We start from the raw sequence: 22390 nt of genomic DNA on the forward strand, positions 1-22390 counted from the left end.
AGCCGCCGCTCAGGGGCGCTCAGCCGTCGCCGTGCGCGCGACGGCCGCTGCGACGACGAGGTCCTGCCAGGACATGCCGACGCTCGTGAACACCAGCGGCCGGTCGGCCGGCGGGGTGGCCGCGCCGGTCACGACCTCGCGCATGGGCACCAGGTCGTCGGCGCTCAGCGCGCCCTCGGCGATCGCGAGCACGACGTCCCCGGCCTCGCGCAGCGCGGTGGCGACGTCCTCGACCACGACGGTGGCCCGGCCCAGCAGCGCCGCGTCGAGCTCGCGTGCGTCGGGCTCGTGCGAGCCGACCGCGATCACCGCGGCCTCGTCGCGCAGCAGGCTCGAGTCGAACAGCGGCGCGCGGGCCGAGGTCGCGCAGACGACGACGTCCGCGCTGCCCAGGGCCTCGTCGGCCTGCGCCGAACCCAGCCGGACGGCGTCGAGGGACGCGCGCGACGGGTCCCGGAGCAGGTGGGTGACGCCGGCCAGCGGGCGGACGGCGGCCAGCGTGGCGACGTGCCCCACCGCCTGCGGCCCGGCCCCGACCACGGCGATCCGCAGCGGCCGGTCGGGCAGGGCCGGGAGGACGGCGGCGACCGAGACCGCGGGGGTCCGCAGCGTGGTCAGGGCCGTGCCGTCGAGCACCGCGCGCAGCCCCAGGGTCTCCCGGTCCAGGAGCAGGTAGGTGGCCTGGATGCGGGGCAGGCCGCGGGCCGGGTTGCCGGGGGCGACGGTGGCGACCTTCACCCCGGCCGCGGCCGCGGCCTCCGACGGCATGAGCAGGAACTGGCCGTGCGCGAGGCCGACCGCCGTGCGGGGTGGGTCGGTGGCCGGGTCGAGCCCGCCGCGCAGTGCGTCGGTGACCGCCCGGACCGCGCCGGCCGGGCCGAGCGCGGCGACGGCGTCCGCGTCGAGGAACCTCACCGCAGCACGAACCCGGGGACCAGCGGGTCGTGCGGGTCGACGGCGAACACGTGCTCGCCGGTGCGGTAGGCCATCCCGGTGACCTGCGGCAGCACCGCGCGGTGGCCGGCGACGTCGATGGTGTCCAGCACCCTCCCCGTGAAGGTGCTGCCGACGATGGACTCGTGCCGCAGCACGGTGCCGGCGGGCAGCCGGCCCTCGTCGGAGAGCACCGCGAGCCGGGCGCAGGTGCCCGAGCCGCACGGGGAGCGGTCGACCTCGCCGTCGGCGAAGACGGTGACGTTGCGCTGGTGCACCTGCCCGTCGGTGTCGCCGAGGTCGTCGAACCAGATGGTGCCGTAGACGCCGTTCTGCCGCGGGTCGTCCGGGTGGACGGCGTGGGCGGAGTCGTCGAGCGCCCACGTGACCTCCCGGCCGAGCGCGATGAGGTCGCCGAGGTGGTCCGGGGTGACCGACAGCCCCAGCTGCGCGGCCGGCAGCGTCGCGTAGATCGCCCCGCCGTAGGCGACCGTCACCGACACCGCGCCCCGGGAGGTGGTCACGGGCACCTCCCGGGCGACGACCCAGCTGGGCACGTTGACGAAGTCGACCGCCACCGTCCGGCCGCCCTCGCGGTGCACCCGCGCGGTCACCCGGCCCGAGGGCACGTCGACGACCACGTCCACGCTGCCGGTCTCCGGGGCCGCGACCCGGCCGGTGTCCACCGCCCACACGCCGAGCGCGATCGTGCCGTGCCCGCAGGCGGTCGAGAAGCCGTCCTTGTGCCAGAACAGCACGCCCAGATGGGCCCCGCCGTCGTCCGGCGGCACGACGAAACCGCCGTACATGTCCGCGTGGCCGCGCGGCTCCGAGCACAGCACCGCCCGCAGCGCCTGCACGTCGGGGTCCTCGACCGCCCGCACCCGGCGCTCGGCCACCGTCGTCCCCGGGATCGGCCCCGGGGGTTCGGCGACGATCCGGAACGGCTCCCCGCCGGTGTGGTAGTCGACCGTCTCGATGCGCGGAGGCAACACGGCGACACCCTACTGGGTAGACTGGTCTACCCAGTACCGGCGCGAGGAGCTGCCCATGTCCGACCGCGGACGCCGACAGACCGTGGACACCGGGACGTCGACCACGTCGGCTCGTGGCCCGGCTCGGGCTCGGCTGCTGGCAGCAGCGGCGGAGTGCTTCTACGACCACGGGGTCAACGGCACCGGGATCGACACCATCACCGCCGCCGCGGGCGTGGCGAAGATGAGCCTGTACAACAACTTCGCCGGCAAGGACGACCTGGTGCTGGCGTACCTCGCGGCGCGGCACGAGGAGTGGCTGGACCTCCACCGCCGCCGGCTGGCCGACGCGACCGACGCCCGGCAGCGGGTCGCCGCGGTGTTCGACGCCTACGTCGATCACGCCGAGATGGCCCACCGGCACGGCTTCCGCGGGTGCGGGCTGCTCAACGCGGCGGCCGAGCTGCCCGCCGGCGCCCCGGGGCGGCAGCTCGTCCGCCGGCACAAGGAGGAGGTCGAAGCGCTGCTGGCCGAGCACCTCGCCGAGCTCGACCGGCTGCCGGACACCCGGGTCGACGCCCTGGCCGAGCACCTGTCGTTCCTGCTCGAGGGCGCGATGGCCCGGGCCGGCCTGGAGGGCGACTCCCGCCGCCTGCACCGGGTCCGCGAGCTCGCCATGCAACTGGTCGACGCCGCCGCCGGCGGCGACGCGCGGTGAGGCACGGCGCGACGTACGGCAGCGTGTGCGTGCTGGCCGCAGCCGTCCTGTGGGGCACGACCGGCACCGCGGCGGCGCTGGCGCCCGGCGTCGGGTCGCTGGCGGTGGGTGCGGCGGCGATGGGGGTCGGCGGCCTGCTGCAGGCGGCGGCCGCGCATCGTGGACTGCGTGTCCACCGCGCCGGCCTGGCCGCGCAGTGGCGGACGCTGGCGGTGGCCGCCGGCGCGGTGGCCGTGTACCCGCTGGCCTTCTACTCCTCGATGCGCCTGGCGGGGGTCGCGGTCGGCACGGTCGTGTCCATCGGCTCGGCGCCGATGGCGGCCGCCCTCGTCGAGCGCGTCGTCGACCGTCGGCCGCTGTCCCGCCGCTGGGCGCTCGGCGCCACCGTCGGCCTGCTGGGCGTGCTGGCGCTGGCTCTCGCCCGCACGGGCGAGGAAGTGGCGGCCGGCGGTCCCGACGCCCAGCCCGTGCTCGGTGTCGCGCTGGGGCTGCTGGCCGGGGTCACCTACGCGCTGTACTCGTGGGGCGCCGCGCGGGTGATGCGCCGCGGCCTGCCCTCCCGCCCGGTCATGGGCGCGGTCTTCGGGGCCGGCGGCGTCCTGCTGCTGCCCGTGCTGCTGCTCACCGGCGCTCCCATCGTCGCGTCCTGGTCCAACGTCGCGGCCATGGCCTATCTGGCCGTGGTGCCGATGTTCCTCGGCTACGTGCTGTTCGGCCGGGGCCTGGCCGCCGTCCCCGCGAGCACCGCCACCACGCTCTCCCTGCTGGAGCCCGTCGTCGCGGCGGTCATCGCCGTCCTCGTCCTGCACGAACGGTTGTCGGCCCCGGGCTGGTGGGGGATGGCGATCGTGCTCGCCAGCCTGGTGCTGCTCACCGCGGACTCCCGTCGGGTGGGGGCGCACCCGGCGAGCAGTCCAGCGAGGAGCCCGTCGCGCGCGGTCGACGTCGTCTCGTAGCCGCCCTCGGGGACGGATCGGGCGACCGGCCGGTGCTGCGCGACGATGGCCGTCCCCGACACCCTCTGGAGGAGCCCGCGTGCAGACCGCCGACCCGGCGACCCGGACCGGCTCACCGCGGCGCCGGTGGGCGGTGCTCGCGCCCGCCGCCGTCCTCGTGCTGGTCGCGCTCTGCCTGCGCGGCCCGTTCGCCGCCGTGGGCCCCGTGCTGGGCGAGCTGTCCGCCGAGCTGTCCGTGCCCCGCGCCGCCCTGGCCGCGCTGACCGCGCTGCCGCTGGTCTGCTTCGGCCTGGTCTCCCCCGTCGCACCCGCGCTGGCCGCGCGGCTCGGGGTCCACCGCGCCGTCCTCGCCGGGGTGGCCGCCCTCGCCGCGGGGATCGCGCTGCGGCTGGCGGGCACCTGGGGCCTGTACGCCGGCACGGTGCTGCTGACGGCGGGGATCGCGGTGGCCAACGTGCTCGTGCCGGCCGCGGCGCGGGCCGAGTACGGCGACCGCAGCGCCGCGGCGGTCGGGGCCGCGGTGGCGTCCATGGGGCTGTCGGCGAGCCTGGGGGCGGGCCTGGCCCAGCCGCTGGCGGCGGCGACCGGCAGCGCGCTCACCGGCCTGACGCTGTGGTTGGTCCCGGTGCTGCTGGCCGCCGCGGCGATGGCGCTGCTCGCCGCCCGCCGGCCGGTCCGGGCCAGCGCGCCCGCGGCCCGGCTGCCGGTGGTCGCCGTCCTCCGCGACCGGGTGGCCCTGGCGGTCACGCTGTTCTTCGGTCTCCAGTCGCTGGCCTTCTACACGATGCTGAGCTGGCTGGCCGACGTCCTGGAGGACGAGGCGGGGGTGGCCCCGGTGACCGCCGGCGGGCTGGTCGCCGCGGCCGCCGCGCTCGGCGTCCCGTGCGCGCTGCTGGTCCCGCCGCTGGCATCGCGGCGGGCCGGCCAGCGGGCGTGGGTGGTCGGCGTGGGCGTGCCGTCGACCACCGCGATCACGGGCCTCGTCGTCGCCCCGGACGCCGCGCCCGCGGCGTGGGCGCTGCTGTGGGGGCTGGGCACGGGCGCGGCGTTCCCGCTGGCCATGACGCTGGTGCTGCTGCGCACGCGGGACGTCGCGCAGACCGGCCGGCTGTCGGCGGCCGCGCAGAGCGCCGGCTACCTGCTGGCCGCCACCGGCCCGCTGGCCGTCGGACTTCTGCACGACGCGACCGGCGGGTGGCGGCCGGGGCTGGCCGTGCTGCTGGTGCTGCAGGCCGCCCAGTTCGCCGCCGGGCTCGCCGCGGCCCGGCCGCGGCTGGTGACCGAGTCGCCGAGGGACGCCGGCCCCGCAGGCACGCGCCGCTGAGGCCGCCGGCCGGTGGCGCCCTGGGGTCGCCTCTGTGCCTGCCCACCGGCAGGGTGGGACCGTGCAGTCGAGGAGCCGGGAGCAGGAGGCGTCCATGGGGATCAGCGAGACCGCGGAGTGGCAGGCGCTGGCGCAGCACCACCGGGAGGTCGGCGACCGGCACCTGCGCGACCTGTTCGCCGAGGACCCCGCGCGCGGCGAGCAGCTCACCGCGCGCGCCGGGGACCTGTACCTGGACTACTCCAAGAACCGGCTGACCCGCGAGACGGTCCGGCTGCTCGTGGAGCTGGCCGAACGCGCCGGGCTGCGCGAGCGGACCGAGGCCATGTTCCGCGGCGAGCACATCAACACCACCGAGGACCGCGCCGTGCTGCACGTCGCGCTGCGCGACCCGCGCACCGGCGGCCTGGACGTCGACGGGCAGGACGTCCGCCGCGACGTGCACGGGGTGCTGGACCGGATGGCCGCCTTCGCCGACAGGGTGCGCGGCGGCGAGTGGACCGGGCACACCGGCGAGCGGATCCGGGCGGTGGTCAACATCGGCATCGGCGGCTCCGACCTCGGCCCGGCCATGGCCTACGCCGCCCTGCGCGACTACTCGGACCGGTCACTGAGCTTCCGGTTCGTCTCGAACATCGACCCGACCGACCTGGCCGAGGCCACCCGGGACCTCGACCCGGCGTCGACCCTGTTCATCGTCGCGTCCAAGACCTTCACCACGCAGGAGACGCTGACCAACGCCACGGAGGCCCGGCGCTGGCTGGTCGAGGGCCTCGGGGGCGAGGACAAGGCGGTCGCCAAGCACTTCGTCGCCGTCTCCACGAACGCCGAGAAGGTCGCCGAGTTCGGCATCGACACCGAGAACATGTTCGGCTTCTGGGACTGGGTCGGCGGCCGGTACTCGTTCACCTCGGCGATCGGGCTCTCCCTCATGGTCGCCATCGGGCCGCGGCAGTACCGCGAGCTGCTCGACGGCTTCTCCACCATGGACGAGCACTTCCGCACCGCGCCGTACGAGGAGAACCTGCCGGCGCTGCTGGGGCTGATCTCGGTCTGGTACGTCGACTTCTTCGGCGCGCAGAGCCAGGCGGTGCTGCCGTACTCGCAGTACCTGGCCCGCTTCCCGGCCTACCTGCAGCAGCTGTGCATGGAGTCCAACGGCAAGTCGGTGCGGCTGGACGGCTCACCGGTCGACGTGCCCACCGGCGAGATCGTGTGGGGCGAGCCGGGCACCAACGGCCAGCACGCCTTCTACCAGCTGCTGCACCAGGGCACGGTGCTCGTACCGGCGGACTTCCTCGCCTTCGCCCGGCCCAACCACGACCTCGACGGCATGCACGACCTGTTCCTGGCCAACTTCCTCGCCCAGCCGCGCGCGCTCGCCTTCGGCCGCACGGCGGAGGAGGTGGCCGCGGAGGGGACGGCACCGGACGTCGTCCCGCACAAGGTCATGCCGGGCAACCACCCGTCCAACGCGATCGTCGCGCCGGAGCTGACGCCGTCGGTGCTCGGGCAGCTGGTCGCCGCCTACGAGCACCGCGTCTTCACGCAGGGCGTGGTGTGGGGCATCAACCCGTTCGACCAGTGGGGCGTGGAGCTGGGCAAGGTCATGGCCAACCAGCTGGCGCCCAAGCTGCAGAGCGAGTCGGCGCCCGCGTACGACTCCGACTCCTCGACCGACGCGCTGGTGCGGCTGCTCCGGCAGGGCCGCGGCCGCCCGGCCTGAAGAAGGACCCCGTCCTCCCCACCCCTCGCAGGCTCGGGGCGGGACCCGGGACGGGGCCGGAGGAACCTCACTGCTGGCCGCGGAGCTCCTCGAGGATCGGCGCGGCGACCGTGAAGGCGTGGTTGGCCGCGGGCACGCCGGCGTAGACGGCGGCGTGCTGGATGACCTCGGCGATCTCCTCGTCGGTCAGCCCGTTGTTCTTGGCAGCCCGCACGTGCAGCGCGAACTCGTCCCAGTGGCGCAGCGCGATGGTGATCGACAGGGTCACCAGGCTGCGGTCGCGGCGGGCCAGCCCGGGCCGCTGCCAGACGTCGCCCCAGGCGACCCGGGTGATGAAGTCCTGGAAGTCGGCGGTGAACGGCGTCGTCCTCGCCACGGCGCGGTCGACCCAGGCGTCGCCGAGCACCTCGCGCCGGGTGCGCATCCCGGCGTCCCGCCGCTGCTGGTCGTCGCTGGAGGTCACAGGTGGCCGCCGGCCGCGTCGAGGTGGCCCAGCAGCGCGCCGGTGACCTCCAGGGACGACTCCAGGTTGGGCAGGTGTGCCCCCGGGCTCACCGACACCAGCGACGCCCCGGCGATCCCGTCGGCGATCAGCTGCTGGTGCGGCGGCGGCAGCGCCGGGTCCTCGGCGCCCGACACCACCAGCGTCGGGGCGGTGATCCGCGCCAGGTCCTCGCGCAGGTCCACGGCGGCCACCACCTCGCAGCACAGCGCGTAACCCTCGTCGTCGGCCGCCGTGATCATCGCCTCCAGCCGGGCGACGAGGTCCGGGTGCGCCGCCGCGTGGGCCGGCGTCAGCCACCGGCTCACCACCGTGGGCGCCAGCGGCGCCGTCCCCCCGGAGCGGGCCGCGGCCGCCCGGTCGAGGAAGCCCTGCGGATCGGGCTTCGCCGAGGTGGCCAGGGCCACCAGCCGGCCGACCCGGTCGGGCTCGCGGGCGGCCAGCCGCATCGCCGTCATCCCGCCCAACGACAACCCCACGACGTGCGCCCGCCGCGCCCCCAGCCGGTCCAGCAGCGCGACGACGTCGTCCACCAGGTCGTCGAGGGTGTACGGGCCGGCCGGCGCGGGCGACTCGCCGTGGCCCCGGGTGTCGTAGCTGACGACCCGGAAGCGCTCGGCCAGCGCGGGCACCTGCGGGTCCCACATGCCGCGGGTGGCGCCCAGTGAGTTGGACAGGACGACGACCGGCGCGTCGGCCGGCCCGTCCTCGGTGTACGAGACCTCGACGGCTGTCACTTCTCCCCTTCGACCAGTGCGGCGTGCTCGGCGAGCGCGGCGTCGACCTGGGCGCCCGCCTCCCCCACGTCGGGTGTACCGGCGGTGAGCACCGCGCGCACGTCGACGTCCGTGCGGGCGGCCACCACCTCGGCGAGTGGCCGGCCGCTGTCACGGGCCTCGCGGACGGCGGCGGCCGCGGCGTCGTGCGCCGCGCCCCTACCGAGGGTCGGCGCCAGCGCCTCGGCGAGCGCGCCGGCGAGCGGGCCCTCGGCGGCCGCCGCGGCGGTGGCGGCCATGCGCGCCGTGTCCGGCCGCAGCCCGCGCAGGCTCTCGGCCAGCCAGGACGCCGCCGACCCCACGGTGGTGAGCAGCCCGGTCAGGGCCGGCCACTCGCTGTGCCAGGCGCCGGCGGCGCGCTCGTGCTCCTGCTCCATCGCCGACAGCAGGGTGGCGACCAGCCCCGGCGCGCGGCGGGCGCAGGCCCGGGCGGAGATCGCGGCGACCGGGTTGCGCTTGTGCGGCATCGCCGACGACCCGCCCCGCCCGTCGGCGACCTCGGCCACCTCGCCGACCTCGGTCTGCGCGAGCAGCACGACGTCGACCGCGACGGTGGCGACCACACCCGCGGCGGCACCGAGCGCCCCGGCGAGGTCCGCGACCGGCAGCCGGACGGTGGACCACGGGACGGCGGTGCTCGTCAGCTGCAGCTCCTCGGCCAGCGCCGCGCGCAGCGGGACCCCTGCCCCGCCGCTGGCGGCCAGCGTGCCGACCGCGCCGCCGTACTGCACCGGCAGCTCGGCGACCACCTCGGCGAGGCGGAGGCGCGCGCCGTCCAGGCCGGCCAGCCAGCCGGCCGCCTTGAGCCCGAAGGTCGTGGGCAGCGCCTGCTGCATCAGCGTGCGCCCGGCCACGACGTCGTCCCGGTGGGTGCGGGCCAGCCCCGCCGCGGTCTCCGCCGCGGCGGCGAGGTCGGCGTCGAGGGCCGCGACGGCGTCCCGGGCCAGCAGCAGCAGGGCGGTGTCGAGGACGTCCTGACTGGTCGCGCCGACGTGGACCGCGACCGCGTCCCGCTCCCCCACCGCGTCCTGCAGGACGCGCACCAGCGGCGGCACCGGGTTGCCGGCGTCCGCCGCCCGCGCGACCACGGAGGCGAGGTCGAGCCGCTCCGGGTGCGCGCAGGCGGCGGTGACCGCGTCGGCGGCCGTGGCGGGCACCAGGCCGGTGCGGGCCGCCGCGCGCGCCAGGGCCGCCTCGACGGCGAGCAGCGACCGGAACCAGGCGTCGTCGGAGACGGCGGCCGCCGCCCCGCCGCGGGCGAAGGTCCCGTCGAAGAGCGTCATACGGCGAAGAACACCGTCTCCCGGTCGCCCTGCAGGTGCAGGTCGAGGCGGTAGCCGTCGTCCGTCGGCGTCGCGATCAGCGTCTGCCGGCGGTCCTCGGGGAGACCGGCGAGGACGGCGTCCTGCGCGTTGGCCTCGGCCTCGTCGGCGAAGTAGACGCGGGTGACGACGCGGTCGAGCAGGCCGCGGGCGAACAGCGAGACGTCGACGTGCGGCGCCTGCAGGCCGCCCTCGCCGTCGGGCACCCGGCCGGGCTTGAGGGTGAAGAGGCCGAACTCGCCGGGGGGGTCGACCGTCTGCACGCGGGCGTACCCGCGGAAGCCGGGGTGGGACGCCGCGCCGCGGGGGTCCTCGGGCGACGGGAAGCGGCCGTCCGGGTCGGCCTGCCAGGTCTCGATCATGGCGTCGGGGACGAGGTCGCCCGCGCCGTCGAACACCCGGCCGCGGATCCAGATGCCACCCTCGGTGCCCTCGGCGGCGGCCCAGGCGCCGTCCGGCCAGGTCAGGCCGATGGCCAGGTAGGGCCCGACGGTCGCGCTCGGGGTGGTGCCCAGCCGGAACGGCTCGGTGAGGAAGCCGGTGCCGCGCCGGCCGGAACGCGGCTGGAACGGGGTGGCCGGGTCCGGCGGGACGTCCAGCGGGTTCACGCGACGTCCCCGTCGTCGTCGGTCTCGAACGGGGTCTGCTCCGCGCCGCGGAGCACGACGTCCCACTCGAAGGCGAGCGCCCAGTTGTCCTGGGTGCGCTCCAGGGAGTACCGGCTGACCGCCCGGTGGCGCGCCGCGGCGGGGATGGAGGTGAAGATCGGGTCCTGGCCGAACAGCGGGTCGTCCGGGAAGTACATCTGCGTGACCAGCCGCTGGGTGAAGGCCCGGCCGAACAGGCTGAAGTGGATGTGCGCCGGGCGCCAGGCGTTGTGGTGGTTGCCCCACGGGTAAGCGCCGGGCTTGACCGTCATGAACTCGTAGCGGCCCAGGCTGTCGGTGACCACCCGGCCCAGCCCGTCGAAGTGCGGGTCGAGCGGCGCCGGCCAGGTGTCGACCACGTGCCGGTAGCGGCCGGCGGCGTTGGCCTGCCACACCTCGACCAGCGCGTCGGGCACCGGCCGCCCGTCGCTGTCGAGCACGCGGCCGTACACGAGGATCCGCTGGCCGATCGCCTCACCGCCGTTGCGCAGCGTCAGGTCGGCGTCGTGGGGCAGCACCCGGTCCTCGCCGAGCACCGGGCCGGTGATCTCGGTGAGCCGGTGCGGCAGGTCGACCGGCGTCCGCAGCGGCGCGCGCAGTGCCGTGCTCCGGTACTCGGGGAAGCCGACGGGGGTGCGCAGGGCGGCGTCCTCGCGCACGTACCCCGGCAGGACCAGCCCGCCCTGCGATGTGGTCCCGGTCATGTCCAGGACCGTAGGGCCGGAGGGCTGCCCTGCCCAAGCCGGGACTTCCGGCCAGTGGGAGACCGCACCCGTGGGGGCCGCCCCCGTCACCGCCCCGGCCGGTCGCGTCCGGCGGCGAGGTACGCGTGCACCAGCGTCACCGCCAGCGCGCCCTCACCGACGGCGGAGGCAACCCGCTTGACCGAACCCTGGCGCACGTCCCCGGCGGCGAACACTCCCGGGGTGCTGGTCTCCAGCAGCGCCGGCGGCCGGTGCAGGGGCCAGGCCGGGTCGACGTCGCCTGCGGTCAGCGCGGCGCCGGTGAGCAGGAACCCCCAGGGGTCGCGGGCCAGCACCCCGGCGAGCCAGCCGGTGCGCGGCTCGCTGCCGATCATCACGAACAGCATGCCCGGCTCCTCGGTCTCCGCGCCGGTGTCCAGGTCGCGCAGCACGACCCTCTCCAGGACGTCGGCGCCCCGGCCGCCGACCACCTGGACCCGGTACCGGACCTCGACGTTCGGCAACGCGACCAGCTCACGGATCAGGTACTCCGACATCGTCTCGACCAGGGACTCCCGGCGCACCAGCAGGTGGACCCGGTCGGCGTAGCGCGACAGGTGCACCGCCGCCTGCCCGGCCGAGTTGCCGGCCCCGACGACGAAGACCTGCCGCCCGCGCATGGCGGGGGCCTCGCTGACCGCCGCGCCGTAGAAGACGCCCCGGCCGGTGAACGCCTCCAGCTCCGGCACCCCGATCCGCCGCCAGCTGGCCCCCGCGGCCACCACCACGGTGCGCGCGAGCACCGAGGCCCCGTCGCTGAGCGTGAGCCGGTGCAGCCCGTCCTCCGACGTCAGGGCCTGCGCGGTGCGCATGAAGGAGAAGGAGGTGCCGAACGCCCACGCCTGCTGGTAGGCCGACGCCGCGAGCCGGCTGCCGCTGACGCCGGTCGGGAAGCCGAGGTAGTTGCGGATCAGCGAGCTCGTGCCCGCCTGACCGCCGACCGCCTCGCACTCCACCTGCAGCACCGACAACCCCTCCGACGCGGCGTAGACGCTGGCCCCGAGCCCCGCCGGCCCGGCACCGACGACCGCGACGTCGTGGACGACGGTCGGGTCCAGCGGGTCGAACAGGCCGAAGGCGTCGGCCATCTGCAGGTCGCTGGGCGCCTGCAGCACGATCTGCTCGGGACGGAAGCGCACCACCACCACGGGCAGCCGCGGCTGCTCGAGACCCAGCTCGGCCAGCAGCTCCCGTCCCGTGGGCGAGCCGGCCTCGTGGAAGCCCAGCGGGATGCGGTTGCGGGTGAGGTGGTCGCGCAGGTGCTGGGCGTGCGGATCCCACCTGTCCCCGATGATCCGCACCGCCTCGAACCCGCCGCCCTGCCGGGAGGACCACTCGTCGAGGACCTCGGTGACCGCGTGGTGGAACTCCTCGTCGGCGCGCCCCCGGGGGACGTAGAGCCAGCGGTCCAGCTGCCCGACCGTGATCGCCTCGAAGATGGGCCGGGCCGTCTCCCACGCCCCCCAGCGGACCAGCGCCACGGCCATCGCCTCGGGGTGGGTGCCGTGCAGGCCGCGGAGCACGCGCAGCCCGTCGGGGTCGGCGTCGCCCAGCCCGCCGAGGAGCAGGGCGACCGGCGGGTCGCCGCGAGCGGTCAGCGCCTCGTCCACCCGGACCGGGTCGTCGCAGGAGAAGACGAGGTAGTCCGCGCCGTACCGGCGCTCCAGCTCACGGGTCGTGGTCGTCCGCACGCCGTCGTCCCGGGTGACGACCACCAGCGCTCCCCGGCATCCCTCGGTCACGGCGCCCGCCGCTCCGACGCGGAGACCATCCGCCACCCGGCCGCGCCCGTGGCGACGACCGCGACCGTGAGGACCGCGAAGACCCACGCGGCGGGGCTGCCCCACTCCACCGTGCCCGGATGGCGGAGCACGGCCAGCGCCACGAGGACGCCGAAGACGGTGTAGGCGACCGCCGCCGTCCGCAGCCGCCGCAGGTCACCGGCGGCCGCGGCCAACGCCGTCGCCAGGCCGAAGGCCACGAGCCACGCGGCCACCACCCGCGCGGTCAACGGGGTCAGCTGCCACGGCCACAGCGCCGCAGCGGTCGACGGCACGGTGAACAGCGCGGCGCCGACCGCGAGCAGCACCGCCGACTCGACCGCCAGCGCTGCGCGCAGCACCGGCGGCACCGGGTGGCGTGGGGGCGGGTCGGCTCCCGGCGCCCGCTCCTGCGGTACCAGCACCGCGAGCATGCACACGGGGACGACGACGTAGACGGCCAGCCAGAACCAGGCCGCGACCCGGGCCAGCAGCGGCCGGTCGGCGAACTCCGGCTGCAGGTGGAACCGGTCCAGGTGCAGCAGCGTGGCGGCGAGCGTCGCGACGGTGAACAGCAGGATGGTCAGCACCGGGACCCGGCTGTGCGCCCACACCGGGTCCCGCAGCGAGAGCACCACGAGGACGCAGCCGGCCGCGTAGCCCGCGCCGAGGAAGGCCGCGGTCAGCGGCGGGTGGATGGTCCAGGCGAACGAGCGGTCGGTGCGGTCCGCCAGCACGTAGAGCGTGACGACCGCGAGCGCGGTCAGCACGCTGAAGGCGACCAGCAGGGCGGACATGGCCGGCAGCAGCCGGCGGACGCCGGCCGGGGTGTCGACGGCGGTCGGGGCACGGTCCACGAGTACTCCCGAGTGCGTCGGGCCCCGTGCTGTCGTCGTGCCCAGCCATCGAACCACCGCCCCGCGGCACTGTCACCGGCTTTGCGGCCGGCGCGGCGCCGGAGGGGCCGGCGGCGGTCACCGCTGCGCTGCTGACCGGGCCGGGCCCGACTCCGGATCCGTGGTGCCGCCGGCGTACTGGTCGAGGGGCGCGGTGCCCGGGTGGGCCACGGTGAACCGGCCGAACGCCCGGTCGGCGCCGAGGTGGCCCGGCCGCGTCCCCACGGGCGCGACCGGCCGCCCGGCGGGCAGCGCGCAGCGGTACTCCAGGGCGCGGAAGGCGGCCAGCGGCCTCGGCGAGAGCTCCAGCCCGCGCAGCTCGTCGGCCACCGCGTGGGCGCCCAGCACCAGCTCACCGGCGCCCGGGCCGGGTCGGGCCTGCCACCACGCGAACACCGGGACCACCGTCTCGACCAGCTGCCCGCCTCGGGTGGACCACAGGGTCCGCGACCGGCTGCCCAGCAGCGCCGGACCCCGGACGCGCACCGTGTGCGTCAGCACCTCGGTCCCGCCCTCGGACAGCCGCACCCGGTGGCGGTCCGGGGCGTCGAGGAAGTCCATGTCGGCGACGGACTTCGGCAGGCCCCACAGCTCCCACCCCACGTCCCGGGCCTCCCGGGAGGTCACCGGGAGGTACAGCACGAAACCGCCCACGGCACGCCCGGCCCGCGGCCGGCCGCGCAGCGCCGGCCCGCCCACCACGCCGGCCGTCACCCCCACCTCGCCGTACGGAGCCAGCGTGCGGGTCCCGCCGTCGGGAGCGGTCCAGGTGACGGTCCGGTAGCGGAAGGCGTGGACCGAGACCAGCGTCCGGCCGCCCCGCCAGCGCAACGGCCGCAGCAGGTCGCCCGGCAGTGCCGCCGCCACGGCCGCGTACGAGGCCGTGTGGTAGGAGCTGGCCACCTCGGCGTCGTGGTAGAGGAGGGGCAGACCCATCCGACCGTCCTCATAGCCCGGCTCCTGCTGGCTCGGCACGGTCATCCGGTCCTCCCTGCACGGGGCACAGCGCGACCCGACGGGCACGTCGTGACGCCGTCCGGCCGGCTCAGCACACGACGCGGCGGGCCGTCCGGCGAGGGTCCGAGGTCCCCCGGCTGCGGTCCGTTCCCGGGGGCCACGGCCGGTCACCGTACGATTCCTTCCGCTGAGTGGGAGGCTGGCCGCATGGCGGGTCGGGCCGGAACGGGCGGGCGGTCGGTGACCTCACGGGCCCTGCAGGTGCTCGACGCGTTCGACAGCACCGCCCCGCGGCTCACGCTGTCGGAGATCGCCGAGCGCTCCGGCACGCCGCTGTCGACCGCGCACCGGCTGCTCGGCGAGCTGACCGCCTGGGGGGCGCTGCGCCGCCGCCCCGACGGGCGCTACGAGATCGGCCGCAAGCTGTGGGACCTCGGCCTGCTCGCCCCCGTCCAGCTCGAGCTGCGCCAGGTGGCCACCCCGTTCCTGCTCGACGTGCACACCGCGACCCGCGACACCGTGCACCTCGCCGTCCGGGAGGGCCGCAGCGCGCTCTACGTCGAGCGGGTGTCCGGCCGCGAGTCGGTGCCGGTGGTCAGCCAGGTGGGCAGCCGGCTGCCGCTGCACGCCACCGGCGTGGGCAAGGTGCTGCTGGCCGCCGCACCCGACGACGTGGTCGACGCCGTCCTGCGGGCCCCCACCCGCGAGACCCGGCACACCGTCGTCGCCCCCGCGCGGCTGCGCCGGGAGCTCGCCGAGGTGCGCCGCCGCGGGTACGCGCGCACCGCCGAGGAGATGTCGCTGGGCACGCTGTCGCTCGCCGTCCCGGTGCGGGTGGAGCGGCCGGCCGGACCGGCGGTCGTCGCGGCGCTCGGCGTCGTCGTCCCCAGTCACCGGCGCGACCTGCTGCGGCTGGTGCCCGTCCTCGAGGTCGCCGCGCGGGGGATCGGCCGTGAGCTGTCGCGGGTGCACGCCTTCCACTGAGCGGGAGCCGGCGGTTCCCACGGGGACGTGGCCACGGTCACACTCGACGCGTGCGCACTCAGGTGGGGATCATCGGCGCCGGCCCGGCCGGCCTGCTGCTGTCGCGGCTGCTCGCGCTGCAGGGCATCGACTCCGTCGTCCTGGAGAACCGGTCGCGGGACTACGTGGAGGCCCGCGTCCGCGCCGGCATCCTCGAGCAGCACACCGTCGACACGCTGACGGCCGCCGGGCTCGGCGACCGGCTGCACCGGCAGGGGCTGGAGCACTCCGGCATCCACCTGCAGTACCCGGGCACCCGGCACACGCTGGACTTCCCGTCGCTGTGCGGGCGGAGCGTGTGGGTCTACGGGCAGACCGAGGTGGTCAAGGACCTCGTCGCCGCTCAGCTGGACGGCGGCCCGCCGCTGCTGTTCGAGGTCTCCGACGTGCAGCCGGAGGGCGTCGACACCGACAGCCCGCGCATCCGGTTCACCGATGCGGCAGGCGCGCCCCAGGTGCTCGAGTGCGACGTCGTCGCCGGTACCGACGGCTTCCACGGGCCCTCGCGGGCCACGGTGCAGGAGGCCGGCGGCCGGGTGTGGGAGCGCACGTATCCCTACGCCTGGCTGGGCATCCTCGCCGACGCCACCCCCGCCACCGACGAGCTGGTCTACGCCTGGCACCCCGAGGGGTTCGCGCTCTACTCGATGCGCTCACCCTCGGTGTCGCGCCTCTACCTGCAGGTCGATCCGTCGGAGCGGATCGAGGACTGGTCCGACGAGCGGATCTGGGACGCCCTCGACACCCGCATGGCGCTGGAGGGCTGGTCGGTCAACCGCGGCCCGGTGACCGAGAAGTCGATCCTGCCGATGCGCTCGTTCGTCAGCGCCCCGATGCGCCGCGGCCGGCTCTTCCTCGCCGGGGACGCCGCGCACATCGTCCCGCCGACCGGCGCCAAGGGCCTCAACCTCGCCGTCGCCGACGTCACCCTGCTCGCCCAGGCACTGGTGCGGCTGCTGCAGGACAAGGAGACCGACCTGGTCGACTCCTACTCCGACCGGGCGCTGGCCCGCGTCTGGCGGTGCACCCACTTCTCGTGGTGGATGACCTCGATGCTGCACCGCTCCGGCGACGACTTCGACGCCCAGCTGCAGCTCGCCCAGCTGCGCCGCGTGTGCTCGTCGGAGACCGCCGCGCGCGAGCTGGCGGAGAACTACACCGGCCTGCCCCTCGGGTCGTAGCGCCTGTCCCGGGGATCTCCGCGGAGCACGTCGGTGGAGCGATCCGGCCAGCCGCCTGGATCGCCTCGCCACCGTTGCGGCCGGCCCCCGGGACCAGCCACCATGGACGCGGCGCCAGCTCCGGAGGTCCCATGCGCACGTCCCTCGTCGCCCTCTCGGTGTTCACCGGGGTCGCTGCCGGCGTCCTGGCACCGACCCCGGCCGGCGCTGCCCCCGTCGCCCCGGCCTCGGCCGCGGTCACGGAGTCCACCGAGGCCCTCGCCGCCCCGCTCCGGCCATGCCGCCTCGACCGCGGTTGGTGGGAGCACGCCAGAGCGATCCTCGGCCTCGACTGCTGACCCCCCGCCCCCTGTGGCAGCGGCCGGACGCCGGCCAGCCGACGGGCCCGGGACCGGCAGGAGAGGCCCTGGGGGCTTTCCGCGCGCGAAAGGCACTCCCCGGTCGGTGACGCGGGTCGACGACCTCGACCGACTGGCCCTGGTGCTCCAGGGGCCAGGGTCTCTTCTCCGCGGGTGGTGGAGCCGCGGGCTCCTGCCCGGCCGGCGGCGGGCACGCGCTGCCGGCGCAGAGCGGCAGCTGGGACCACCACCTCCGGCACGGGTGAGCGGGTGCACCGGCCACCGAAGGCGCCCCCGGCGTCAGCGGCCGGCGTCCAGGAGGGCCAGCACCGCCGCGGCGGTGCCGGCCGCGCTGCTCCACCCGACTGCTGCGCCCGGGGGTTCGGGGAGGTGGCCGCTCGCGGAGCCGCTCAGGGGTGCCAGCGGACCTCGACCCTGGTCCAGGTGACCTCGAGCCCGCCGGGGAGCAGCTGCGTTCCCGCGTCGGCACCCACCCGCTGCCGCGCCATCCGGCCGGCCAGCTCGATCGCCTTGGCGGCCGCGGCCGCGGTGAGCGCGACCGCCGAGACGGTGAGCAGCGGCCCGGCGATCGCCAGGCGCGCGAGCGCCGGGACCAGCGAGGGCAGCGGCTGCGGCGCCACGCCGCGACCTCCCGGGACCGCGGTCCCGTCCCTCCCGATGATCGCGTCGGGCTCGACCGGCTGCTGATCGGTCATCGCGTCCTCCGTCCCCCAGGCACGGTCCATCGTGACCTACGCGGGCACCCCGGCGCGAGGGCGGTGCCCAGGTGCCTTCCGCGCGCGGAAGGCACCTAGCGGCCGGTGTCGAGCAGGGTGAGGACGGCGTCCGCGGTGCCGGGCGCGAGCGGCAGGTGCGGCAGGACGGCGGGCAGCTCGTCGGGCTCGATGCCCTCCGCCAGCAGCGCGGCGAGCACCCGGTCCGCCTGGACAGGCGGGACCGGCTCGTCGAACCCGCTGAGCGCGGCCCGGGCGAGGAAGACCGCACCCGACGCGGCCGGGTCCGCGCCGGACGGTGCGGACGGCGGCGGTGCGGCCGCCTCGCGGGTCAGCGCCTCGGCCGCCCGCACCAGGGACAGCGGCAGCCCCTCGGCCTCCACCTCCAGCAGCGGGACGTCGGCGAGCGCGGCCAGCACCAGGTGCTCGGCCTCGGTCCGCAGAGCGGCCTCCCACTCCCCCGCGCGGACGACGCCGACCAGGTCGCCGCCGTCCTCCCCGAGGTCGTCGAGCAGCTCGGCCCACTCCGCCGGCCGGGTCGCCCGCGCGCGCTCCGCGGCCAGCACGCAGGTGGCCAGCACGAACGGTTCGAGCACCTCCCGGTCGAAGCGGTCGGCGTGGACCACACCCGCGGCGTCCACGGCGTTGAGCACGTCGCGGAAGCTGCCCGGCCGGGCGTCGCCGAGGTCGAGCCGGCCGTCCTCCTCGCCCGACACCGGCTGGCCCCGGGCGATCCGGTCGCCGATGGTGCCGCCGGTCTCGGCCAGCCGCCCGCGGCGCCGTTCGTGGTGCGGACGGTCGGACAGGCCCACGCTCCACGCGCAGGCCTCGGCGATCAGCGCGGGCAGCCGCTCCCGCAGCACCTCGCGGCCCAGCTGGCCCATCCAGTCGACGTCGAACACGCCCCCAGCCTCCGTGACCCACTGGAACGGCTCCTCCGCAGGGGCCCGTCGCGAGCCTGCCAGGGCTGGGGAGCGGAGGGGTCCTCCCTCAGCCGAACAGCTCGCCCAGGAACGACTGCTTGCGCTTGCCCGGGTGCCCGTAGCCGGAGGAGTGCCCCTGCTTCTTCGACACCTGGTTGAGCACCTCGCCGACCACGGCACCCAGCCCGCCGGCACCCGTCCCGGCGGCGCCGTACCCGGCCGACCCGTGACCCGACCCGCCGTGCACCGCCTGCCCCGAGGAGGACGGGCCGGACGCCGCCGCGGACGACCGGCCGCCGTCGTGCCAGGCGGTCTCGGCGTCGATCAGCCGCTCCAGCTCACCGCGGTCGAGGAAGATGCCGCGGCACTCGGCGCACTGGTCGACGTGCACCCCGTTGCGCTCGTAGGTGCGCATCGCGCCGTGGCACTTGGGACAGGTCAGCTCCATGGCCGGGCAACGGCCGGCGCACCACGCGCGTTCCCCCGCGTCCTCCGGCCCGACCCGGCGTCCGCACCGGCGACGGTGTGCGCGGATGCGCAGGGAGCGACCCGAGAACTGCGCATCCGCGCCCACCGACGGGGTGCCCCGGCGCCAGCGACCGACACGCCGCAGACGCCTGCGCCCCGGGGGCTACCCGTCGGTAGCAAGTGTGGGATCGTCGGTCTCCCACCCTGCGAGACGGCGACTCCACCGCCGTCAGGAGAGAGGCCCGATGCGGTTGCAACTGTCCCCGGAGCTGGAGGCCTTCCGGGAGGAGATGCGCACGTTCTTCACCACCCAGGTGCCGCAGGAGATCCGCGACACCGTCGCGGCCCGCCGGGACCTGACCAAGGACCAGTACGTCCAGGCCATGCGGACGCTCAACGCCGCGGGCCTGGCCGTGCCGCACTGGCCCGTGGAGTGGGGTGGGCGGGGCTGGACGCCGCTGCAGATGCACATCTGGCGCGAGGAGATGCAGCTGGCCTGCGTCCCCGAGCCGCTGCCCTTCAACGCCAGCATGATCGGCCCGGTCATCGCGGCCTTCGGCAACCAGGAGCAGAAGGAGCGCTTCCTGCCGAGGACGGCGAACATCGACATCTGGTGGTGCCAGGGCTTCTCCGAGCCCGACGCCGGCTCGGACCTGGCGAGCCTGCGCACCACCGCCGTCCGCGACGGCGACGACTGGGTCGTCAACGGCCAGAAGACCTGGACGACGCTGGGCCAGCACGCCGACTGGATCTTCTGCCTGGTCCGCACCGACCCGACCGCGGAGAAGAAGCAGCGCGGCATCTCGCTGCTGGTCTTCCCGATGGACACCCCGGGCGTCACGCTGCGTCCGATCCAGCTGATCGACGGCGGGCACGAGGTCAACGAGGTCTTCTTCGAGGACGTCCGCGTCCCGGCGGAGGACCTCATCGGCGAGGAGAACCGCGGCTGGGACTACGCGAAGTTCCTGCTCGGCAACGAGCGCGTGGGGATCGCCCGCATCGGCGCCTCCAAGCGGCTGCTGGCGCAGGCCAAGTCGTTCGCGGAGCAGGTCACCGCCGGCGGCCGCCCGCTGGCCGAGGACCCGCGGACGGCCGACCGCATCGCCGAGCTGGAGAACGAGCTGCTGGCGCTGGAGCTCACCGCGCTGCGCGTGGTGGCGCACTCCGCCGACGGCAAGCCGCACCCGGCGTCCTCGGTGCTCAAGCTGCGCGGTTCGGAGCTGCAGCAGGACATCACCGAGCTGGTCGTCGACCTCGCCGGCCCGCTCTCGCTGTCCTCGTTCGCCGACGGCGGTTCCGAGGTCCCCGACTGGGCCCGCGTGGCCACGCCGGAGTACCTGAACTACCGCAAGGTCTCCATCTACGGAGGCTCCAACGAGGTGCAGCGCACCATCATCGCCGGCACGATCCTGGGGCTCTGAGGCAACCGTGGACTTCACCTTCGACAGTGAGCAGAACGACCTCCGCGAGGCCGTGCGCGGTCTGCTGGAGCGCGCCTACGGCGACGGCGAGCAGCGCCGCCGGGTGACCGGCACCGACCCGGGCTTCGACGAGAAGACCTGGTCGCGGCTGGCCGAGATGGGCCTGCTGGGCCTGCCCTTCGCCGAGGAGCACGGCGGCATGGGCGCCGGCCCGATCGAGGTGGCGATCGTCGCCGAGGAGATCGGCCGCGTGCTGGCACCCGAGCCGTTCGTCGAGGCCGTCGTCCTCGCCGGTGGGCTGGTCGCCGCCGCCGGCACCGACGCCCAGCGGTCCGAGGTCCTGGGCGGCATCGCCGAGGGGACGACGCTGGCCGCCGTCGCGCACGCCGAGCCCGGCACCCGCTGGAGCCCGTCGGCGTCGGCCGTCACCGCCACGCAGGACGGCGGCTCGTGGACGGTGACCGGCGTCAAGGAGCCGGTGCTCAACGGCGCGCGGGCCGACGTCCTCGTCGTGTCCGCGGTCGTCGACGGCGGCGGGACGGCGCTGTTCCTCGTCCGCGGCGACGCCTCCGGCCTGACCCGCACCGGCTACCGCACCCACGACGGCGGCCGCGCGGCCAACGTCCGGTTCGACGGCACGCCGGCCGAGCTGCTCGGTGCGGGCAGCGCCGACCGCACCGCGGAGATCGAGCGGGTGCTCGCCGAGGCGCGCATCGCGTACGCCCACGAGGCCATCGGGTCGATGGACACGGCACTGCGCACCACCGCCGAGTACCTCAGGACCCGCAAGCAGTTCGGCGTGACGCTCAACCGGTTCCAGGCGCTCACCTTCCGCGCCGCGGACATGTACGTCTCCCTCGAGCTGGCCCGCAGCACCGCGCTGTGGGCGTCGATGGTGTCCGACGCCGGCGGGGACGTCATCGCCGCAGCCGACCGCGCCCGGCTGCAGACCAGCCGCGCCGGCCGGCACATCGGCAAGGAGGCCATCCAGCTGCACGGCGGGATCGGGGTGACCGCGGAGTACACCGTCGGCCACCACACCAGCCGGCTGACCGCGATCGACCACGTCCTCGGTGACGGGGACTGGGCGCTGTCCCGCCTCGCGGCGGACGTGCGCGGGCACGAGACCGTCGACCCGCTCGGCGCGCCCTACACGCCCTAGACGCGGACCTCCCTCGCTGGCTCGCGGCGGCCCCCCGGCAGGGGCCCGCCGCGAGCCTGCGAGCGGTGGGGGCCGGGGGTCCTCCTACTCGCCCAGCATCGCCAGGCGCAGCTCGTCGGCCTCGGCGCGCACCTTGTCCAGCACCGGGGGCACGGCGTCCTCGCGCAGCTGGCCGCTGGTGAGCTCCTCCACCGGCACCGGCACGTGGTCCTCGACGGTCAGCCGCGCGGCGAGCTCCAGCGCCACCCGCAGCAGCGCGCCGTCCACGCCGGCCAGGTCGTCGACGGCGCTCAGCGGGGTGACCATGCTCGGCGGGAAGCCCCACTGCTCCAGCGCCACCGCGGTCAGCCGGAAGGCGTGGATGCCGTAGCGGCGGACCTCGGCGGCGCGCAGCCCGACGGCGGTGGGCTCGGCGGCGGCCAGCTCGGCGTAGCCGTCGGAGTCGTTGTGGTGCAGCAGCGCCACGCCCAGCGGGGCCAGCAGGCCCAGGCACAGCGCGTCCTGCGGCCGCTCGCCGAAGCGCGGGGCCAGCGTGGAGGCGCCGAGCGCGACGCAGGTGCTCATCCGCCAGAAGTCGGCGGGCAGCCGCGACTCGTCGTCCAGGTCGGTGAGCGCGACGGTGGCCATGGTGCGCACCGTGGTGAAGCCGACGACGGTCACCGCGAACTGCAGCGAGGTGACCCGCCCGCGCATGCCGAAGTACGCGGAGTTGGCCAGCTTCATCACCCGGCCGGCCAGCGCGACGTCGGAGGCCAGCGTCTGCGCCAGCGTGCGCGCGTCGGTGTCGTCGGAGTTGGCGATCGAGACGATCTGCGCGGCGACCGGCTTCTGCGCGGCCATCGTGTCGATGCTGGCGAGCACGGCCTCGAGGTCGAAGGCCGGCGCGGCGGCCAGGGTCGTGGGCAC

The 22390-nt window shown here is 76.0% G+C and carries 23 protein-coding genes; 9 read left to right on the forward strand and 14 right to left on the reverse strand.

The annotated features are described in order from the left end of the window. Positions 1 to 9 precede the first annotated feature (9 nt). Both BLR12_RS07835 and BLR12_RS07840 read right to left on the reverse strand, forming a co-directional pair. Positions 10 to 915 carry an ornithine cyclodeaminase family protein gene (locus BLR12_RS07835; protein ID WP_091375821.1) on the reverse strand — a complete coding sequence of 302 codons (906 nt, stop codon included), beginning with the start codon at positions 913 to 915 and terminating at the stop codon, positions 10 to 12. After that, positions 912 to 1928, reverse strand: a complete 1017-nt coding sequence (locus tag BLR12_RS07840) for a proline racemase family protein (RefSeq protein ID WP_091375825.1) — start codon at positions 1926 to 1928, stop codon at positions 912 to 914. The genes BLR12_RS07835 and BLR12_RS07840 overlap by 4 nt, the downstream gene beginning before the upstream one ends. 55 nt (positions 1929 to 1983) lie before the next feature. Here BLR12_RS07840 and BLR12_RS07845 point away from each other — a divergent pair, with 55 nt between their 5' ends. The 4 genes from BLR12_RS07845 to pgi all read left to right on the forward strand — a co-directional run bounded on the left by BLR12_RS07845 (position 1984) and on the right by pgi (position 6631). After that, positions 1984 to 2625: a TetR/AcrR family transcriptional regulator gene (locus BLR12_RS07845; RefSeq protein WP_091375827.1), complete on the forward strand. Its 642-nt coding sequence runs from the start codon at positions 1984 to 1986 to the stop codon at positions 2623 to 2625. Then, complete coding sequence (locus BLR12_RS07850) at positions 2622 to 3581, forward strand: DMT family transporter (RefSeq protein WP_218120583.1); 960 nt, start codon at positions 2622 to 2624, stop codon at positions 3579 to 3581. Before BLR12_RS07845 ends, BLR12_RS07850 begins: the two co-directional genes overlap by 4 nt. Positions 3582 to 3660: 79 nt before the next feature. Then, on the forward strand, positions 3661 to 4905 hold the full coding sequence (locus BLR12_RS07855; protein WP_091375830.1) for an MFS transporter: 1245 nt from the start codon (positions 3661 to 3663) through the stop codon (positions 4903 to 4905). Positions 4906 to 4999: 94 nt separating this feature from the next. Further along, a complete protein-coding gene (gene pgi / locus BLR12_RS07860; RefSeq protein ID WP_091375833.1) occupies positions 5000 to 6631 on the forward strand; it encodes a glucose-6-phosphate isomerase in 1632 nt (543 codons plus the stop codon). A 67-nt stretch (positions 6632 to 6698) separates the two neighbouring features. On the opposite strand, the gene pcaC is transcribed toward pgi, so the two are convergent. The 8 genes from pcaC to BLR12_RS07900 all read right to left on the reverse strand — a co-directional run bounded on the left by pcaC (position 6699) and on the right by BLR12_RS07900 (position 14213). Beyond that, on the reverse strand, positions 6699 to 7094 hold the full coding sequence (pcaC, locus tag BLR12_RS07865; RefSeq protein WP_255363359.1) for a 4-carboxymuconolactone decarboxylase: 396 nt from the start codon (positions 7092 to 7094) through the stop codon (positions 6699 to 6701). Continuing rightward, entirely contained in the window at positions 7091 to 7870 is a 780-nt protein-coding gene (gene pcaD, locus BLR12_RS07870; protein WP_091375837.1) for a 3-oxoadipate enol-lactonase, read from the reverse strand. The genes pcaC and pcaD overlap by 4 nt, the downstream gene beginning before the upstream one ends. Continuing rightward, the gene (pcaB, locus tag BLR12_RS07875; RefSeq protein WP_091375840.1) at positions 7867 to 9192 is read right to left on the reverse strand and encodes a 3-carboxy-cis,cis-muconate cycloisomerase; all 1326 of its coding nucleotides are present in this window, start codon (positions 9190 to 9192) and stop codon (positions 7867 to 7869) included. Before pcaB ends, pcaD begins: the two co-directional genes overlap by 4 nt. Further along, positions 9189 to 9839 carry a protocatechuate 3,4-dioxygenase subunit alpha gene (gene pcaG / locus BLR12_RS07880; RefSeq protein ID WP_176832410.1) on the reverse strand — a complete coding sequence of 217 codons (651 nt, stop codon included), beginning with the start codon at positions 9837 to 9839 and terminating at the stop codon, positions 9189 to 9191. The genes pcaB and pcaG overlap by 4 nt, the downstream gene beginning before the upstream one ends. Continuing rightward, complete coding sequence (gene pcaH / locus BLR12_RS07885; RefSeq protein ID WP_091375843.1) at positions 9836 to 10582, reverse strand: protocatechuate 3,4-dioxygenase subunit beta; 747 nt, start codon at positions 10580 to 10582, stop codon at positions 9836 to 9838. Before pcaH ends, pcaG begins: the two co-directional genes overlap by 4 nt. 86 nt (positions 10583 to 10668) lie before the next feature. After that, the gene (locus BLR12_RS07890) at positions 10669 to 12336 is read right to left on the reverse strand and encodes an NAD(P)/FAD-dependent oxidoreductase (protein ID WP_091375845.1); all 1668 of its coding nucleotides are present in this window, start codon (positions 12334 to 12336) and stop codon (positions 10669 to 10671) included. A 23-nt stretch (positions 12337 to 12359) separates the two neighbouring features. After that, complete coding sequence (locus BLR12_RS07895; RefSeq protein WP_091375848.1) at positions 12360 to 13238, reverse strand: hypothetical protein; 879 nt, start codon at positions 13236 to 13238, stop codon at positions 12360 to 12362. Positions 13239 to 13355: 117 nt separating this feature from the next. Then, entirely contained in the window at positions 13356 to 14213 is an 858-nt protein-coding gene (locus BLR12_RS07900; RefSeq protein ID WP_176832411.1) for an acetoacetate decarboxylase family protein, read from the reverse strand. Between the two features lie 261 nt (positions 14214 to 14474). On the opposite strand from BLR12_RS07900, the gene BLR12_RS07905 reads away from it, so the two are divergent. The 3 genes from BLR12_RS07905 to BLR12_RS07915 all read left to right on the forward strand — a co-directional run bounded on the left by BLR12_RS07905 (position 14475) and on the right by BLR12_RS07915 (position 16776). Then, on the forward strand, positions 14475 to 15218 hold the full coding sequence (locus BLR12_RS07905) for an IclR family transcriptional regulator (RefSeq protein WP_255363360.1): 744 nt from the start codon (positions 14475 to 14477) through the stop codon (positions 15216 to 15218). Between the two features lie 50 nt (positions 15219 to 15268). After that, positions 15269 to 16438: a 4-hydroxybenzoate 3-monooxygenase gene (locus tag BLR12_RS07910; protein WP_091375860.1), complete on the forward strand. Its 1170-nt coding sequence runs from the start codon at positions 15269 to 15271 to the stop codon at positions 16436 to 16438. Positions 16439 to 16569: 131 nt separating this feature from the next. Continuing rightward, complete coding sequence (locus BLR12_RS07915; protein WP_091375863.1) at positions 16570 to 16776, forward strand: hypothetical protein; 207 nt, start codon at positions 16570 to 16572, stop codon at positions 16774 to 16776. Between the two features lie 410 nt (positions 16777 to 17186). Here the strand turns inward: BLR12_RS07915 and BLR12_RS07920 are convergent, their stop codons facing one another. The 3 genes from BLR12_RS07920 to BLR12_RS07930 form a co-directional block, all read right to left on the reverse strand. After that, on the reverse strand, positions 17187 to 17492 hold the full coding sequence (locus BLR12_RS07920; RefSeq protein ID WP_091375865.1) for a hypothetical protein: 306 nt from the start codon (positions 17490 to 17492) through the stop codon (positions 17187 to 17189). A gap of 95 nt (positions 17493 to 17587) precedes the next feature. Beyond that, positions 17588 to 18412: a hypothetical protein gene (locus BLR12_RS07925; protein ID WP_091375868.1), complete on the reverse strand. Its 825-nt coding sequence runs from the start codon at positions 18410 to 18412 to the stop codon at positions 17588 to 17590. Positions 18413 to 18500: 88 nt separating this feature from the next. Continuing rightward, a complete protein-coding gene (locus BLR12_RS07930) occupies positions 18501 to 18881 on the reverse strand; it encodes a TFIIB-type zinc ribbon-containing protein (protein WP_091375871.1) in 381 nt (126 codons plus the stop codon). 265 nt (positions 18882 to 19146) lie between these two features. On the opposite strand from BLR12_RS07930, the gene BLR12_RS07935 reads away from it, so the two are divergent. Further along, a complete protein-coding gene (locus tag BLR12_RS07935; protein WP_091375874.1) occupies positions 19147 to 20322 on the forward strand; it encodes an acyl-CoA dehydrogenase family protein in 1176 nt (391 codons plus the stop codon). Between the two features lie 7 nt (positions 20323 to 20329). Further along, positions 20330 to 21484: an acyl-CoA dehydrogenase family protein gene (locus BLR12_RS07940; RefSeq protein ID WP_091375877.1), complete on the forward strand. Its 1155-nt coding sequence runs from the start codon at positions 20330 to 20332 to the stop codon at positions 21482 to 21484. An 84-nt stretch (positions 21485 to 21568) separates the two neighbouring features. Here the strand turns inward: BLR12_RS07940 and BLR12_RS07945 are convergent, their stop codons facing one another. After that, positions 21569 to 22390 (reverse strand): HDOD domain-containing protein, encoded by an 822-nt coding sequence (locus tag BLR12_RS07945; RefSeq protein ID WP_255363361.1) that lies wholly within the window; start codon positions 22388 to 22390, stop codon positions 21569 to 21571.

This window comes from Geodermatophilus sp. DSM 45219 (genome assembly GCF_900104025.1).
Taxonomy (GTDB): domain Bacteria; phylum Actinomycetota; class Actinomycetes; order Mycobacteriales; family Geodermatophilaceae; genus Geodermatophilus.